The sequence below is a fragment of the Rothia sp. 18CD1-1 genome (assembly GCF_055285355.1).
The window spans coordinates 354,883-370,866 of the sequence record NZ_JBUZLI010000001.1 but is presented as its reverse complement, the minus strand read 5'-3'; the positions used below and the strand labels follow the sequence as shown (position 1 = coordinate 370,866).

Sequence of the window (15,984 nt, the reverse complement as noted above, 5' to 3'; positions counted from 1 at the left end):
TCTAGACTAACGTATGTCCGGACAGCACCATTTTCTCTACGCACTCTTCACAAGGAAGTGACACCGTGGCCAAAAAACCTCTCCCCGAACGTAAAAAGTACATTCTCTCCATCGACCAGGGAACAACGAGCTCCCGCGCGATCCTCTTCAACAAAAAAGGCAGTATTGCTGCGGTGGGTCAACTCGAACACGAACAGATTTTCCCTCGCGCAGGCTGGGTGGAGCACGATCCCCTCGAAATTTGGCAGAACACCCGTAAAGCCGTGGGGCAGGCGCTCAGTGATGCCGAGATCAACCACCACGCTATCGCTGCGGTGGGTATCACCAACCAGCGCGAAACCACCGTGGTGTGGGATAGGACCACCGGCGAACCCGTCTGCAATGCGATTGTGTGGCAGGATACCCGCACCCAGAGAATCTGCGATGAGCTAGCGGGTGATGCGGGACCTGGCAAATACCACAGCGTTACCGGGCTCAACCTTGCCACCTATTTTTCGGGCCCCAAGATCAAGTGGATTCTTGACAACGTTGCAGGTGCCCGAGAAAAAGCTGAGGCCGGTGACCTCCTCTTTGGTAACACCGACACCTGGCTGATATGGAATCTCACCGGCGGCGTTGAGGGCGGTATTCACGTCACCGATGTCACCAATGCTTCCCGTACCCTGCTCATGAATATCCGCACCCTGGAATGGGACAAAGATATCGCAGCCGATATGGGTATTCCGATGTCCATGCTACCTAAAATCCACTCCTCGTCCGAGGTGTACGGGGAAGGCCGGCAGAAGGGTCTGCTCCCCGGTGTACCTATCGCCGGTATCCTGGGTGACCAGCAGGCGGCAACCTTTGGGCAGGCATGCTTTAAGAAGGGTATGGCTAAAAACACCTACGGTACCGGTAACTTTATGCTCATGAACACCGGCGAAGAGCCCGTTATCTCCGAAAATGGTTTGCTCACCACGGTTGCCTATAAGATTGGTGATCAGAAGCCCGTGTACGCTTTGGAAGGCTCTGTGGCGGTTTCCGGTTCTCTGATCCAGTGGCTGAGGGACAACCTTAGGATGATCGACCATGCCGCTGATTCTGAGGAGCTAGCAACCAGCGTTGAAGATTCCGGTGGCGCCTACGTGGTTCCTGCTTTCTCCGGGCTCTTTGCCCCGCACTGGCGCCCCGATGCCCGCGGTGTGATTGTGGGTTTGACCCGCTATGTGAACCGTGCCCATATTGTTCGCGCCGCCCTGGAGTCGGTGGCCTGGCAGAGCCGCGAGGTACTCGATGCCATGAACGCCGATACCGCCCACGCCGGGGTGGGCGTGGAGCTGGGGGAACTGCGCGTTGACGGCGGTATGACAGCTAACGAGTTTCTGATGCAGTTTCAGGCGGATATTCTGGGCGTTCCGGTGATCCGGCCCAAGGTGATTGAGACTACCGCTCTCGGTGCGGCCTATGCTGCAGGTATTGCGGTGGGCTTCTGGGAAGGTGAGCAGGATGTGGTCGATAACTGGGAAGAGGGTAAACGCTGGGAGCCCTCCATGGACTCTGCAGAGGTGCAGCGTCAGTACCGCAACTGGAAGAAGGCTGTTTCTAAGACCCTTGACTGGGTTGATGATGACATAGAAACCGACTAGGTGGGCCCGCTATTTACCCCTAACTGCGGCTAGGGGTAAATAGAGGTTGACCGATACATATATAGTGGGGCTATGCCCTCTTCTTCACAGCTTTACTCAAAACTTCAGCAGCTTGACGGCAAGCCCTACGGTGCGCTTAAACAGCTGACCGGCAGCTGGGTTTTCGATAACTTCACCCTCCATATTGATAAGGTGCAGTCTGATCCCTACGCCCCGGCGTCCAGGCTGCACCTTACTGTGCCGCTTGAGCAGACCGGTCTCCCGGCCGAGGCTGTTACCCACCGTGATTTTCGGGTGGCTACGGCGGATTTTATTGCCCGCGATATTGCCGATGCTGTGCGGCTGGGGCCGCGCGAGTTTGGGTTTGTGCGCCCGGGTCAGGAGATCCTACAGCGTAGCTCGGTGGTTGTGGGGCAGGGCTCTGTGAGTCTGCGGCTTACTTTTCAGTTTCCCGCCTCGGGTAGACGTATTCGCGGTAGGCAGGCGGCACGGCTTCTGGTAGAGGAGCTTCCAAAGCTGGTGCGGTATTCGGCGATCGGCGAGGAGCTTGATCCGGTGGCATTGGCCGAGCATACGGGTATCTACCGGGACTATCTTGCCCTGCGCGGTGGCCTTGCCGACCGGGGGCTGGTTGCTTTTGTAGCCGACGGTGCCGTGTTGCCCCGATCTGCCGGTGACAGCGATACTCCTCTGGAGGAGGCTGTGCCTTTTGTTTCGCCGGACGAGTTTGCCGAGGAGTTTGTGCTACCCGGCGGCCGGCGGGTGCGGGGTATGGGTGTGCGTGCGGGGGTGACGCTGATTGTGGGTGGTGGCTTTCACGGGAAGTCCACTCTACTGCGTGCCCTGGAGCGCGGGGTGTATGCGCATGTTCCCGGTGATGGGCGCGAGCTGGTGGCTACTGACCCGAGTGCCGTGATGGTTCGGGCTGAGGATGGCCGCGCGGTAACCGGCACCGATATTTCTCCTTTTATTAATAATTTGCCCGGTGGTACGGCTACCGATAGTTTCTTTACCCAGAATGCCAGCGGGTCTACCAGTCAGGCAGCTAATCTCGCGGAGGCCCTCGAAATGGGTGCGTCTACGCTGCTCATTGACGAGGATACGTCGGCCACCAATTTTATGATTCGTGATTCTGCGATGAAAGAGTTGATCACTGCTGAGCACGAGCCGATTACTCCTTTTGTTGATAGGGTTCGGACCCTGTACCGGCAGCTGGGAGTGAGCACGCTGCTGGTGGTGGGTGGTTCCGGGGCTTTTTTCCCGGTGGCGGATCAGGTGATAGGCCTGCAAAACTATCGGGTGTCTGATCTGACGCGGCGGGCACGGGCTATTGGCGGTGAAGCTGAGGTTGTTCCGTTTGATTTTGCCGCGTATTCGGCGGTTACCCGTGGGCGGCGGGTTGATCCCGGTTCGCTTGTGGCCGGTGGCGGCAGCAAGCCGCCTCGGGGCCGCGGCCTGGAGCAAATACAGATGGGGCGAGAAACCCTGGATCTGCGTTATCTTTCGCAGCTGGTTGATTCTTCGCAAACCAACGCTATTGCCCTGTCGTTGGGTCCTATTGCTCATCTGCTGGAGCGGGGGCCCCGGTTGAGCGATGCCGTGGCGGCTTTTGTTCGTGAGCTTGAGGAGTCCGGTCTCGATATTCTGGTGGGGGCTGACAGCCGGTCGGGCGAGAACTCGCGGGTGCGCGGTGATCTTGCCCTGCCCAGGGCTGCGGAAATTTATCAGGCCATTAGCCGGTGGCGGCGACTGAGACTGCTCCCTGAGGAAAGCGATTCTCCCACTACGCGAACGGTAAGTGGTACCTCGGTAAAATGAACAATTTAATATATAATTTAAATAAAAAAATACGATCAAATTCAAATTCTAAGATTATCGAAAATTATTTGCCTGAATTTAATTCAGAATCATTTGATTATTCAAATATAAGGTTACTCGAAAAATTTCTTATAGATTCTTATGAGTCTGATGAAAACATTCCCTCAAACCTTAAAGAGAGTGTCCAAATATATATTTCCTCGGGATTGATGGATCGGTACCGTGGTTTTTTGATTGATATATCAGAGCTACTGCCTGAAGCAGAATCAATAGTTGGTATAGCCTATGAAGATCTTGAACATATAGATGTATTCACCAATCTGGTAAAGATGCCTTTTATACTCAGGGATGGAGAGTATTGGGTTTCATTATTTGAATCGAATAATAAAATGGTGAAAGCGCAAGAAAGATAACTTTATATACAGGCTCGGAGATCCAGCTCAACAGCCATCACCGCCCCGGACCTCTGGTCACCGTCTTCCGAATCCGATACTATTACTTTCAATACGGTCTCATATAAAAACCTAGGCAGAGATAAGAATTATGCAGCCCCACCCAGCCACCCGTCATGCCCTCCACCCCACGCCCATAGGGACCTTCTATCTAGCCGGTAACGATCAGGCCCTCACCGGCGCCTGGGTTGAGGGCCAAGCACATTTTGCTGCCCCCGACGAACTGGGAAATCGGGTAAAACTCACCGACCACCCCGTCCTGCAGCAGGCCGCGCAGGAACTCGACGAATACTTCGCCGGCCAGCGCACCACCTTCGACGTGCCCCTCCGGCCGCAGGGCACCGATTTTCAGCTAGCCGTATGGGACGCCCTCACCCAAATACCCCACGGGTACACCACCACCTACGGGGAAATCTCCAAAATTGTGGGCCCGCACGCACCGGCACGCGCCGTTGGGCAAGCGGTAGGCCGCAACAAGTGCACCATCTTCATTCCCTGCCACAGAGTCATTGCCGCCGACGGTAAAATCACCGGCTACGCCTCCGGTATCGACAACAAAAAATTTCTTCTCAGTCTCGAACAACCCGCCACCGACGCAGAATCCCGCGGCCACCTCTTCTAACCCAAACCCCGAAAACACGCAATACACAGACGATACAGGCCAGGAGCCAGCATGAACACGAACCCGGACATTACTGTAGGTGAAGACGGCCTGACCCGCCCTTCCTGGTCAACATCAGACCCGCTTATGCAAGAGTACTATGACAGTGAATGGGGTGAACCCATCACCGATGAACAGGGTTGCTTTGAAAGACTCTGTCTAGAGGGCTTTCAAGCCGGCCTCTCCTGGCGTACCGTGCTGGTCAAACGCGCAGCCCTTCGAGAACATTTCTTCGATTTTGACCCCGAAAAGGTAGCCACCCTGACCGAAGCTGACCGCGAGCAGATAGCCACAGACCCTCGGATTATTCGATCCCCCCGCAAAATAGCCGCAATGGTGACCAACGCGCAAACAACACTTGCCCTGCGCGAGCGCGCAGCCCGGCTCCGCGCCCAGAGCTCCGCACAGCGGTCGCAGGCAGTAGAAGCCGATGACTCTCGGCTACTGGGCTTCACACTACCCACCGGGCAGACTGTGGCCGATGGTCTACCGGCGCTCATCTGGTCCTACCAGCCCCGGCAAACGCCCGTACCCGAAACTCAGTCACAGGTGCCTGTCTCCTCCGCGGAGTCTGCGGCCCTGGCCAAGGCTCTAAAAAAGGAGGGGTATAAGTTTATTGGACCCGTGTCCGCCTACGCCATGATGGAGGCCTCCGGTCTACTTGACACCAACCTTGTGGGTACCTCAAAACGGGGCAAGTCCGGTCTCTTTAGCAACGACGGACAGCGGGTTTTCTAGTCGTCTCGGCTAGTACCAAGATCGTGCATGAGCATATGAGTGAGCTGCCGTTATCAGGCGCTCACACAAGGCCGTGCCAACCCAAGAAACTATGATGGAGAAATACCGTGTACCACCAAGAACTCAAGCCTTTTCCCCAGGATTTTCTCTGGTCTGCTTCCACCTCGGCCTACCAGGTTGAGGGCGCATGGAATGAGGACGGGCGCGGGCCCATCCGCACAGACGTACGCACCGACCTACCCGCCGGTACCGCAAACTTCACAGTGGCCTCAGACCACTATCACCGCTTCACAGAGGACATTGCCCTCATGGCCGAGATGGGTTTCAAGGCATACCGGTTCTCTATTGCCTGGTCTCGCATTATCCCCGACGGCGACGGCAAGATTAACCGGGCCGGTATCGACCACTACCACCGGGTGATTGACGAACTCCTCAGACACAAGATTGAGCCGATCGTGACCATGTTCCATTTCGATACCCCGCTGGCCCTCGATCACAAGGGCGGTTGGGCGTCGAGGAAGACCGCAGACGCTTTTGTGCGCTACTCGGAAATCCTTTTCAAAGAATACGGGCACAAGGTCAAGTACTGGCTGACCATCAACGAGCAGAACATGATGATTTTGCACGGCAAAACCCTGGGTTTCTTCCCGCCCGAAACCACAGAAAAGCAGCTCTACCAGTACAACCACACCATGTTTCTGGCCCAGGCAAAAGCCATGATCCTGCTCCACGATATGCACCCTCAGGCGAAGATTGGACCCGCACCCAATATCTCCTATGTCTACCCGGCATCGTCAAAGCCCGAGGATGTTATTGCCGCGGATAACTATAACGCGGTGCGTAACTGGCTCTACCTCGATCTCGCTGTTCGCGGTGAGTACAACAGTCTGGCCTGGTCCTACCTGGAAGAAAAAGGGATCGCCCCCACCCTTGAGGTGGGTGATATGGCGATCATGAAAGCCGCCAAACCGGACTTCATCGCCTTCAACTACTACAACACCACCACCATGGCAGATGCCCCCTTCGGCGGCGGTGCCTCGGAACGGGCAGAGGCCGCGGACCAGCAGATAGCGGAGGGCGAGGAGGGCTTCTTTAAGTCGGTCTCCAACCCCCATCTGGGGATGACAGAGTTCGGCTGGGAGATTGACCCGGTAGGTATGCGCATGACCTACCGGGCCATCTGGGACCGCTACCGGCTACCGCTCATCGTTACCGAAAACGGCCTGGGTGCCAACGACGAGCTCACCGACGACAAGCGCGTGCACGACACCTACCGGATCAACTACCTGCGTGACCACCTGGAACAAACCCAGCAGGCAATCACCGACGGTGTACAGATTCTCGGCTACTCCCCCTGGACAGCCATCGATCTGGTCTCAACCCACCAGGGTTTCCGCAAACGCTACGGTTTTATCTACGTCAACCGCACCGACGATGACTTGCTCGATCTGGCCCGCTACCGCAAGGACTCCTTTTACTGGTACCGGCAGCTCATCGAAACCAACCAGCTACCGCCGCGGGACTGGGAACCCGACTATGATCGCCGCTAACCGCCGGTGCTGCCGGGCGGGCTCCTAGATGAAAAGCAGGGTGAGCAGGCCGGCCAGCGGCGGCAGCAGCTGAATAAGCGCTGGCCGGCGCTTATCGGGGCTGGTGACAAACAGGAAGATACCGGCTACCGCCATGGAGCCGGCACCGGCAGCCACCAGTGCTTGACCGACCTGGTGGCTGCCGGCCCAGAGAAAGACCAAACCGGCCAGGGCCACCAGGGCCAGCATCAGATTATAGAGCCCCTGGTTGACCGCCATTTCTTTGGTGGCGGCTGCACCCTCCGGGGTGGTACCGAATACCTGCATACCCTTGGGCTTATCCCAGAGAAAGCTCTCCAAAACCCAGATATATACGTGAATAAGGACAGCTACCGCCACAAAAATTGATGAGATAACAAGCATTTCTTTCTCCTAGAGTCAAAAAGTTTTATCTCTCAAGTATGAACCTTCGGGAGCACTATTTCTTTCTCTGGCTGTGAGGTGTTTCTCTCATTAGCTGCGCTAGCGAGTACGGCTAATCACCAACACGCCGTCGTCAATAGTGCCGGTTTCTCCCTGCGGGGATACAACTTCCCGTGGTCTTCGTTCGGCCACCACCACCTCATAACGGTTACTGCCGGCGGTGATATCGCGGGCTTCTTCGACCGGATCCGGTAGCGAAAATGCGTGTTCGTGGCGGGGGTCGTCGGCTGTGGCAAAGCTGGGAAGACTGGCGTGGGAGATAGCGATCAGTTTTCCCCCGGGAGTCAGAAACTCTACTGCGTTTCTCAAGATAGCGGTGCGGTCAAGCCCACCGGTGTGCGACTGGAGAAAGCTGGAGACAATAAGATGAAAACGCTCTTTACTCCGCCAGGTGGTGAGGTCTGCGCAGACAAAATCTATGTCCGCTCCGGCTACCGCAGCAGCAGCCCGGGCCCGCTCTATGGCCAGGTCAGAGATGTCTATTCCGCTGACCTTCCACCCCTGCTGGGCAAGCCAGACAGCGTCTGCCCCCTCACCGCAACCGAGGTCTAACACGGTGATAGGGCCGGCTGAACCGGCCGCTTCAATATCTGCCCGCTCCGAAGAAAGTATCTGCACCAGCGTATCGTTAGGTTTTCCAGACCACACCCGCTCCCGTTCGGCGTAGCGCCTATTCCAGGTTTCGCGCGGGCTAAGACTCTCATACCGGCCTTCATTGTCTACCACGGCTTAAAGTCTATGCGATCGACACCGGAACACAAGAAAAGCCCGAACCAGAAATACTCTGGCCCGGGCCCTGTCCGTCGGGTTGACAGGATTTGGATTCACAAGGTTGCTGATATCAATCCCGTATTTATATCAGTGACAGCGCACACCTTGCATAAGATCCACCAGGATCGGCATCGAGGAGGATGGGTCTGGCCCTTTGCGTCCCGCTCGCATTTCGGGATCAACAGCCCGAGCGATTCTACACGCATCATATACACGATTAAATGGGAACGACCGCGAAAGTTTTTTCCCCTCGACAAGCCCCAGCTTGGTAACGAGTGCATCAAGCTGCGTCGAAGTCAACGCAGAACCCTTGTCTTCAATATGCCAGCGAAGCCAGACCTCGAATTTGAGGTTGGAGATCAGAAGCCGGATCTCCTCTCGTTCAGCGAGTTGAACAGCCGCAGACAAAGTTTTATGTTTATCAACGTCAACTAGACACACATGGTCATCGTATTCTTTGCCCTTCTGAGCTGCTTCATCTCGCTTCTCCACACACTTCTGAACAACCCTCAACGGGTCCTTGCCCACCGAAACAGGCTTGACAACAGTAGTCGCACCTTTACTTCGCAGGTAACGGTTCAAACCCTCGATATATTGGGGCTCGGTGAGCGTACCTTCGGTGACGATCAGAATACGCCGCGCAGGCTGCCGATAATGCCTGCCAGAGCGTCGACGCCGACCCTGCGCCACTACTTTTACACCCCCTCAGCATCGACAAGCGCGACAAACAAGCTCGGTGAAAGCCGCGGAGTTCCTCCGTATCGTCCCGTAAGATATCGCTTTGCGACATTAGCATCGGGATGCTTGGGGAAGTCAGCCAGGCAGGTCAACTCTGTTACCCCCTCGTTTGTTTTATCGGTCAGCCAAACCTGTTCCGGCTCGAGGCAGACCTCGCTCAGCGGCGAAAGAATGTAGGACTCATGGCTGGTGAAGATGAGCTGTGCATGATGCACATTGACAACCGGGTCCGCAAATACCCCAAGAAGAACCTCGAGTAAATGCGGATGAAGACTCGCATCAATCTCATCAACCAGAAACAACCCTCCCCGGCGTAGCGTTTCCAACGCAGGTACCGCAATCGCGAGCCAAGCAATAGTCCCGTCACTTTCCTCACGAATAGAGAAGGGGGGGCAGTCCTCAGCAGCCCCACGGTGAGTGAAGAGGAGGTGCCTCACGACCTGCTCGAGCTCGTCGTCTGCCAGCTCCCCACGACTGTCTGTCCCCTTTGATTCACTGTCGTCTTCGGAATCGTGATCTCCCCCTTCGAACAGATCCCGCGTAAATCGAAGGAGCGCTAGACGGATCGGCTCTGGAATGTTCGTTTCCTCGATACTGACATCCATAACGCCGATATCCGCAACCTGGAGCAATGCTTCAAGATCCTCGAAAGTAATATCCCCGTCCGCCAACGAGTCCGCAATATTTGCCAGACGTGCCTCACGGTGAGAATCTTTCACCAGGACGATGTCAAAGCCCTTGACCACATCGCGTGCAAGGGCGTGTAGCGGTGAATCTTTCAGCAGGAGTACACGGCTAAGAACAAGTTCACGAGGGGTTACCTCAACCTTAGTGCGAAGACTCGAATGGAATGTGAGCACATTCTCGTGCCGATCACGTTCTAGCAAGGTGCGCCAGCGCAGGCTAGGGACATCGCGCAGCCATTCCCGTTTAATGCCGTCCTGATCAACTTCGAAACCATATATATAACGGCGTTCGTTATAAACAAAATCTAGCTCATAGAAGCTCGTTAAGGTCTGGGAGCTCCCGTCGAGCTTAAACGGTTCCCGCCGCATAGACTTTTCTCCCTGCCACACAGTGGCGGAGCGCTGGATCGCAGCGAAGATATAGAAAAACGCATCCAAGATGGCGGACTTACCAGTCGCATTACCCCCGAAGATACCGGCAAGCGGATAGCTCACCGCGCTCCAATCGCCATCCTTTGGCTGGAGAGTCTTCAGCGCGGGGCGGGTGAGGTCAATCGTGACTTCATCGCGGATACTCTTGTGGTTGCGCACGGTGAACTTTAGCAGGATCATACAACCATGGTAGCAGTCTCAACGCATAATTTTCTACGGTTTTCGAATAAAACAACTCGTTCAGCATATTTATATAGACCGGCAATCAACTGCTTCCGCATTCCCTGCCGAAAAGGTCAACAGGCACAAGAAAAGCCCGAACCAGAAATACTCTGGCCCGGGCCCTGCCCGTCGGGTTGACAGGATTTGAACCTGCGACCCCTTGACCCCCAGTCAAGTGCGCTACCAAGCTGCGCCACAACCCGAATTCTCCCTGGGTTTCCCCAAGCACCGAAACAACTATACGCATCTTCACCGCAGAAAACAAATTGAGATACCGCCGCCTTGCGGGCCCGTTCACCCGACAGGGTTAGGCTTAAACCGTGGCAGGTTCAGCCGCACACGACCTCATAGATTTAAGGATGACACCGTGAATAAACGTATTGAACGCACAGCTGAGACCATGAAGACCCTCTTTGGTGGTGCCCCCACCGCAGAAGACCACCCCGATCACGAGCTCATGCAGATTCTGCAGCGGCACATCTTTGGTGAAGTCTTCTCCACGGGCAACCTCGACCATCAAACCCGTGAACTCATCACCCTGGTCGCGCTGACCACCGTTGGAGCGTTTCCGCAGGTGGGCGCCCACACCCACGCGGCACTCAACACCGGGCTCAGCCCAATTGAGATTCGCGAGGCGATCTACCAGTGCGCCCCCTTCGTCGGCTACCCCACCGTGCTCAACGCCCTCACATCCATGAATGAAACCTTCACCGCCCGCGGCATTGATCTTCCACTGCCCGACCAGGGACAGGTCACCGAAGAAAACCGGTTTGAAAAAGGCGCCGAGCTTCAGGCACCGCTCTACGGAACGCACATGCGCAGCACCCTAGAAAATGTACCCGACCAGTTTGCCGATTTTATGGTCGAGCAGCTCACCGCCAACGGTTTCGGCGATTTCTACACCCGCACCGGCCTCACCGTGGCCCAGCGTGAACTACTGGTGATCGTCATCCTGGCCGCTCTCGGTGGAATGGAAGCCCAACTCTACGCCCACCTGATCGGCAACGTGCGGGCGGGAAACTCCAGAGAAACCGTCTTCGCCGCCCTGGTGCAGGCCTACCCCTACATTGGTTTTCCCCGCGCTATCAACGCGATCCGGGCCATCAAAGACATTGATGTAGATGCCGGACTCACACCGGAGACCCCGGGCCAGCAGTAGAGACTACAGCTGCCGTCGGCTCACCACAAGTAGCGGTTACTTGCGAGACCTAGCCCCCTTCGAGCCCCGAGCTGACCCGCCAGACTGCCGCTGGACAAGACCGCGGCGCTCCCGCACCCGCATCGAAATTTCAAGGGGGGTACCGGTGAACTCAAAGGTCTCCCGCAACCGTCGGGTAATAAACCTGCGATAACCCGGATCAAGAAAACCGGTGGTGAACAGCACAAATTTGGGTGGGCGTGACTGCACCTGGGTGCCAAAAAGAATACGCGGCTGCTTACCACCGCGCAGCGGGTGCGGGTGCGCTGCCACAATCTCACCCAAAAAGGCGTTAAACCTACCGGTGGGAATACGCGCATCCCAGGATTCCAGGGCAGTCTCCAGGGCGGGAACCAGCTTATCCTTGTGCCAGCCGGTACGGGCAGAAATATTAACCCGCGGAGCCCACCCCACATGCGCCAAATCCCGGTCAATCTCCCGCTCAAGCATCTCTCTGCGCTCCTCATCGAGAGTGTCCCACTTGTTGAAAGCAAGCACCAGGGCACGACCGGAATCAACCACCTGCTGAATAATCCTCACATCCTGCTCAGAAACCGGCTCAGAAACATCGAGCAGAACCACACACACCTCCGAACGCTCAATAGCTGTCTGAGTGCGCAAGGAAGCATAGAAATCCGCCCCCTTAGCCATGTGAACACGGCGGCGAATACCCGCCGTATCAACAAACCTCCAGGGACGCTCCCCCAGCTCCACAATCTCATCAACGGGGTCACGGGTGGTTCCCGCAAGATCGTTGACAACGGCGCGTTCTTCACCGGCAAGCTTGTTAAGCAGTGAAGATTTACCCACGTTGGGCCTCCCCACCAGGGCCACCCTGCGCGGCCCGCCCAAAGCCTCGGGCGCGGCGTAGCGGGAATGATCCGGTAGCACCTTCAGCAGGGCGTCAAGAAGATCAGCAAGACCGCGCCCGTGCAAACCCGAGACCGGGTGCGGTTCCCCCATACCCAGGGACCAGAGCGCATGAATCTCAGCCTCCTGGTGCTCAGCATCAACCTTATTAGCGATCAGCAAAATAGGTTTCTTCACCCGGCGCAGCATACGCACAATCGCCTCATCGGTAGCAGAAATCCCCACCATGGCGTCAACAACCAGCAATACAACATCGGCGTGGGCCACCGCTATCTCAGCCTGGGCAGCCACCTGCGCATCAATGCCCTGAGCGTCTGCCTCCCAGCCACCGGTATCAACCAGGGTAAAGTCCTTACCGGACCACTCTGCCCGGTAAGAAACACGGTCACGGGTCACGCCCGGTTTATCCTCGACCACGGCCTCGCGACGGCCCAGAATACGGTTGATAATCGTCGATTTACCCACGTTGGGCCTACCCACAATTGCCACCACCGGATCAGCCTCACCGTCGGTGTCCTCAACCGGGGCAAAACCCCAGGTCCTCAAGAGTTCCCGATCTTCCTCATCGAGATCATAGTCGTCAAGCCCCTCGCGCAGGGCCCGGGCCCGCTGATCCGCGGTTTCATCGGTGATCTGGGCGAGCCGCTCGGAAACGTCGTCCGAGCCACCGTCAAGGAATTTTTCCTCGTAATCGTCGCGCTCCTGCGCTCTGCTCTCTGCCATGGAAAGTTCTCTTTTCTGCTTGGTTGTCTACCAGTCTAATGCAGGACTATCGCTCCGAAACCGAATCACAGATCGGGGCGGGCAAGCTGCTCCTCAACCGCGGTGAGTACCGCGGCTACGGTCTGCTCAAAATCAAGGTCCGATGAATCCACCAGCGTCACCCCCGGGGCTGCCTCGGTAAAACTGGTGACCCTGGAATCTTTACTATCGCGCTCACTCACCTGTTTCCGCAGCTGGCTGCTGCTCTGTCCGCCCAGCTGGATACCGCGACGGCGCATACGCTCCTCCTCGGAGGCGGTCAACAGAACCCGTGCGTCGGCATCGGGCGCCACCACGGTGGTGATATCGCGACCCTCAGCCACCATACCCGCCGGTGCCTCAGCAATCATGGCACGCTGGGTAGCAATCAGAATTTCGCGCACACGAGGCAGCGAGGCAACCGCAGAAACAGCCTCCGAAATACGCGAAGTACGAATCTCCTCCGCCACATCAACACCGCCCACTCGAATAAACTCCTCGGCCGGTGACGTGCCCTGCTCCAGGGGAAAATTCTCGGCAGCCGCAATCACCGCCACCGAATCCTTCAGATCAACCCGACGGTCAAGCACATACCAGGTCAGCGCCCTGTACATGGCACCGGTATCCAGGTACGCAAGATCAAAATGCCTGGCTACCGCCCTCGACACCGACGACTTGCCCGAACCCGAAGGGCCATCTATCGCAATCACCAGTCTTTTACCCAATGTATTACTGCCTTTCATTGTGTGTGCCCGGCACCTAGCGAACAACCTTCCACCCGGCACCGGTAAGATCTTCCACCAGCTTTTCGTGTTCGCTGGGGTTAACGGAGATTTCTGCCATACCCACCGGCTGCCCCGGCGAATGCTCCAGCCGGAGATCCTCAAGGTTGACCCCCAGCTCCCCCACCTCCTGTAGTAGCCGGGCGAGGGTACCCGGAGTATCGTCAACCAGCACGGTGAGGCGGGAGAAAGCCGCGGGTGAGCCACCGTGCTTACCGGGAATCCGGGCCACACCCGCATTTCCCTCGCTCATCAACTCGGCAATATCCAACCGGGCCCCGGGAGCAGAAGGACTCTCCAGGGTACGAATAAGCCGCTCAAGATCTTCCCGTACCCCGTAGAGGGTCTCAACCACCGGGCCCGCATTGGCTGCGAGAATCTGAACCCAGAGACCGGGATCGGAGGCTGCGATACGCACGGTATCGCGCAATCCCTGCCCCGCCAGGCCCAGCGCATAGAGCGGGGTCTGCTGTAGGCGGGACGCAAGGAGGGAACTCATCACCTGAGGCACATGCGAGATGAGAGCCACGGTGCGGTCGTGCTCCTCGGCACTGAGATAGGTGATTGTCGAACCCAGCTCAACTCCCAGGGTTTGTGCCAGCTTCACCGACTCCCGAGCGGCCGTCTCGTGGGCACAGATCACAAAGGGGCGGGAGGTGAAAAGCTCACCGCGGGCGGCCACCGGGCCGGATTTCTCACGCCCGGCCATGGGGTGGGTGCCCACATAGCGGCTCAGATCCGCACCGGACGCCGCAATATCAGCGAGTATAGGGGCCTTGATAGAGGCAATATCAATAACGGTTGCCCTCGGCCACATCCTAAGCTGCTCAACCACCACCGAAGCCACGGTATCGGGGGGAGATGCCACCACCACCAGCTGCGGCTGCACCGGCATCAGATGCGCCAAGCTCTCCGCCACACCGTCCACCGAGACAGAACCTGCCCGCCCCCGATCCGCTAGTGTCCGCAGGGAGATACCGGCACCAATATCCTGGGCGATCGCCTCAACGGTAGGTGAAACATCAAGCAGGTACACCGGAACTTTCCGGGCACGCAGAGCAAGGCCCACAGAGGCCCCCAGCAGCCCGGCACCGATCACCAGCACCGGCCCCCGCACAACCGACACGCTCTCCCCGCCCACACCTCGCTGAGCCGGGGCATAATTATCAACAGTGTCCACGCTACAAGCCTACAGATCGACAGAGGCCAGCAACTGGCCAATCTCCACCTTGGACAAGTTCCGCACCGTACCCTGCTTCTGTGAACCTATCCGCACCGGGCCCATCTCCACCCGCACCAGCTTCTCCACCGGGTAGCCCACCGCCTCAAACAGTCGGCGCACAATGCGGTTTCTTCCCGAATGAATCTGTACCTCAACCAGCACATGCCCCGGAGTCGAGTCAACGAGCTTAAAAGAATCGAGCCGCGCCATACCGTCTTCCAGGCGGATTCCCCTCTTCAATTGCTCGCCCACACCCTGATCCATGGGGCCGGGCACCTGCACCAGGTAGGTTTTAGGAACCTCGTAGGACGGGTGGGTGAGACGGTTGGCCAGTTCACCGTCGTTGGTCAGCAACAGTAGCCCCTCGGTGTCAATATCGAGCCTACCCACGTGAAAAACCCTTATGTTCATGGAAGACCGCAAGAAATCTTTGATACCGGGTCGCCCCTCGGGGTCTTCCATGGTTGAAACCACCCCGGCAGGCTTGTTAAACGCCAGGTAGACCTTCTTCTCATCGGTCTGCACCGAGATACCGTCTACGCGCACGATCACCTGCTCGGGGTTCACGCGCACCCCCAGCTCGGTGACCACCGTGTCGTTGACGGTCACCCGCCCCTCCTCAATCATCTGTTCGCACACCCGCCGTGAGGCCACCCCGGCCTGAGCCATCAGTTTTTGAAGCCGCACACCGTCACGATCATAAAAATCGTAGTGGTCGACGGGCTCAGCCCGAGGGCGGCGTGGGCGGTGGGGCCCGGCATATCTACCGGAAGGCTGAGGACGGTACTCCCCCAGCTCCCGTGCAAAGGGTTTTCCCGAGCGGAAAGCGGGACCCCTACCGCCGGTAGTGCGGCCACTGGCGGATTTCGCAGACCGGCTTTCCCGCCCGTTTCTGTTCCCGGTTTTCTTTGGCTGTGCCTGCCTTTTTCCGGGACGGGCTTTGCCTCCCGCGGGTGTACTACGGCCGGCTGATCTGTTCTGTGCCATATTCTTATTCTTCTCCTCTGGTCATACAA

At 57.3% G+C, this 15,984-nt stretch carries 15 protein-coding genes and 1 tRNA gene; 7 read left to right on the top strand and 9 right to left on the bottom strand.

The features are described from left to right. Positions 1 to 65 precede the first annotated feature (65 nt). The 6 genes from glpK to ACS1BR_RS01720 all read left to right on the top strand — a co-directional run bounded on the left by glpK (position 66) and on the right by ACS1BR_RS01720 (position 6,844). The gene (glpK, locus tag ACS1BR_RS01745; protein WP_463559718.1) at positions 66 to 1,625 is read left to right on the top strand and encodes a glycerol kinase GlpK; all 1,560 of its coding nucleotides are present in this window, start codon (positions 66 to 68) and stop codon (positions 1,623 to 1,625) included. A 72-nt stretch (positions 1,626 to 1,697) separates the two neighbouring features. Then, complete coding sequence (locus ACS1BR_RS01740) at positions 1,698 to 3,443, top strand: P-loop domain-containing protein (RefSeq protein WP_463559716.1); 1,746 nt, start codon at positions 1,698 to 1,700, stop codon at positions 3,441 to 3,443. Beyond that, positions 3,440 to 3,856 (top strand): hypothetical protein, encoded by a 417-nt coding sequence (locus ACS1BR_RS01735; RefSeq protein ID WP_463559714.1) that lies wholly within the window; start codon positions 3,440 to 3,442, stop codon positions 3,854 to 3,856. Before ACS1BR_RS01740 ends, ACS1BR_RS01735 begins: the two co-directional genes overlap by 4 nt. Before the next feature lie 130 nt (positions 3,857 to 3,986). After that, entirely contained in the window at positions 3,987 to 4,517 is a 531-nt protein-coding gene (locus ACS1BR_RS01730; protein WP_463559713.1) for a methylated-DNA--[protein]-cysteine S-methyltransferase, read from the top strand. 51 nt (positions 4,518 to 4,568) lie between these two features. Continuing rightward, positions 4,569 to 5,294, top strand: a complete 726-nt coding sequence (locus ACS1BR_RS01725) for a DNA-3-methyladenine glycosylase I (protein WP_463559712.1) — start codon at positions 4,569 to 4,571, stop codon at positions 5,292 to 5,294. 107 nt (positions 5,295 to 5,401) lie between these two features. After that, positions 5,402 to 6,844, top strand: coding sequence for a glycoside hydrolase family 1 protein (locus tag ACS1BR_RS01720; RefSeq protein ID WP_463559711.1), 1,443 nt, complete (start codon positions 5,402 to 5,404; stop codon positions 6,842 to 6,844). 24 nt (positions 6,845 to 6,868) lie between these two features. Here the strand turns inward: ACS1BR_RS01720 and ACS1BR_RS01715 are convergent, their stop codons facing one another. From ACS1BR_RS01715 to ACS1BR_RS01695, 5 genes are all read right to left on the bottom strand, one after another. Next, entirely contained in the window at positions 6,869 to 7,246 is a 378-nt protein-coding gene (locus ACS1BR_RS01715; RefSeq protein WP_463559710.1) for a DUF1304 domain-containing protein, read from the bottom strand. Between the two features lie 99 nt (positions 7,247 to 7,345). Next, positions 7,346 to 8,032: a class I SAM-dependent methyltransferase gene (locus ACS1BR_RS01710; RefSeq protein WP_463559709.1), complete on the bottom strand. Its 687-nt coding sequence runs from the start codon at positions 8,030 to 8,032 to the stop codon at positions 7,346 to 7,348. A gap of 132 nt (positions 8,033 to 8,164) precedes the next feature. Next, positions 8,165 to 8,767, bottom strand: coding sequence for an RloB family protein (locus ACS1BR_RS01705; RefSeq protein WP_463559708.1), 603 nt, complete (start codon positions 8,765 to 8,767; stop codon positions 8,165 to 8,167). Between the two features lie 5 nt (positions 8,768 to 8,772). Further along, positions 8,773 to 10,092 carry an AAA family ATPase gene (locus tag ACS1BR_RS01700; protein WP_463559706.1) on the bottom strand — a complete coding sequence of 440 codons (1,320 nt, stop codon included), beginning with the start codon at positions 10,090 to 10,092 and terminating at the stop codon, positions 8,773 to 8,775. A 192-nt stretch (positions 10,093 to 10,284) separates the two neighbouring features. Next, positions 10,285 to 10,358, bottom strand: a tRNA-Pro gene (locus tag ACS1BR_RS01695). Between the two features lie 164 nt (positions 10,359 to 10,522). Here ACS1BR_RS01695 and ACS1BR_RS01690 point away from each other — a divergent pair. Next, on the top strand, positions 10,523 to 11,314 hold the full coding sequence (locus tag ACS1BR_RS01690) for a carboxymuconolactone decarboxylase family protein (protein ID WP_463559705.1): 792 nt from the start codon (positions 10,523 to 10,525) through the stop codon (positions 11,312 to 11,314). 36 nt (positions 11,315 to 11,350) lie between these two features. On the opposite strand, the gene der is transcribed toward ACS1BR_RS01690, so the two are convergent. The 4 genes from der to ACS1BR_RS01670 all read right to left on the bottom strand — a co-directional run bounded on the left by der (position 11,351) and on the right by ACS1BR_RS01670 (position 15,955). After that, positions 11,351 to 12,946 carry a ribosome biogenesis GTPase Der gene (der, locus tag ACS1BR_RS01685; protein ID WP_463559704.1) on the bottom strand — a complete coding sequence of 532 codons (1,596 nt, stop codon included), beginning with the start codon at positions 12,944 to 12,946 and terminating at the stop codon, positions 11,351 to 11,353. Between the two features lie 65 nt (positions 12,947 to 13,011). After that, the gene (cmk, locus tag ACS1BR_RS01680) at positions 13,012 to 13,707 is read right to left on the bottom strand and encodes a (d)CMP kinase (RefSeq protein WP_463559703.1); all 696 of its coding nucleotides are present in this window, start codon (positions 13,705 to 13,707) and stop codon (positions 13,012 to 13,014) included. Between the two features lie 16 nt (positions 13,708 to 13,723). Continuing rightward, a complete protein-coding gene (locus ACS1BR_RS01675) occupies positions 13,724 to 14,887 on the bottom strand; it encodes a prephenate dehydrogenase (RefSeq protein WP_463559746.1) in 1,164 nt (387 codons plus the stop codon). Positions 14,888 to 14,935: 48 nt separating this feature from the next. Further along, entirely contained in the window at positions 14,936 to 15,955 is a 1,020-nt protein-coding gene (locus ACS1BR_RS01670; RefSeq protein ID WP_463559702.1) for a pseudouridine synthase, read from the bottom strand. Between the last annotated feature and the right edge of the window lie 29 nt (positions 15,956 to 15,984).

Bases quoted from the DNA above. Each gene is read 5' to 3' on its own strand.
- ACS1BR_RS01740 (WP_463559716.1), top strand. From the start codon at position 1,698: ATGCCCTCTTCTTCACAGCTTTACTCAAAACTTCAGCAGCTTGACGGC.
- ACS1BR_RS01735 (WP_463559714.1), top strand. From the start codon at position 3,440: ATGAACAATTTAATATATAATTTAAATAAAAAAATACGATCAAATTCA.
- ACS1BR_RS01730 (WP_463559713.1), top strand. From the start codon at position 3,987: ATGCAGCCCCACCCAGCCACCCGTCATGCCCTCCACCCCACGCCCATA.
- ACS1BR_RS01725 (WP_463559712.1), top strand. From the start codon at position 4,569: ATGAACACGAACCCGGACATTACTGTAGGTGAAGACGGCCTGACCCGC.
- ACS1BR_RS01715 (WP_463559710.1), bottom strand. From the start codon at position 7,246: ATGCTTGTTATCTCATCAATTTTTGTGGCGGTAGCTGTCCTTATTCAC.
- der (WP_463559704.1), bottom strand. From the start codon at position 12,946: ATGGCAGAGAGCAGAGCGCAGGAGCGCGACGATTACGAGGAAAAATTC.
- cmk (WP_463559703.1), bottom strand. From the start codon at position 13,707: ATGAAAGGCAGTAATACATTGGGTAAAAGACTGGTGATTGCGATAGAT.
- ACS1BR_RS01670 (WP_463559702.1), bottom strand. From the start codon at position 15,955: ATGGCACAGAACAGATCAGCCGGCCGTAGTACACCCGCGGGAGGCAAA.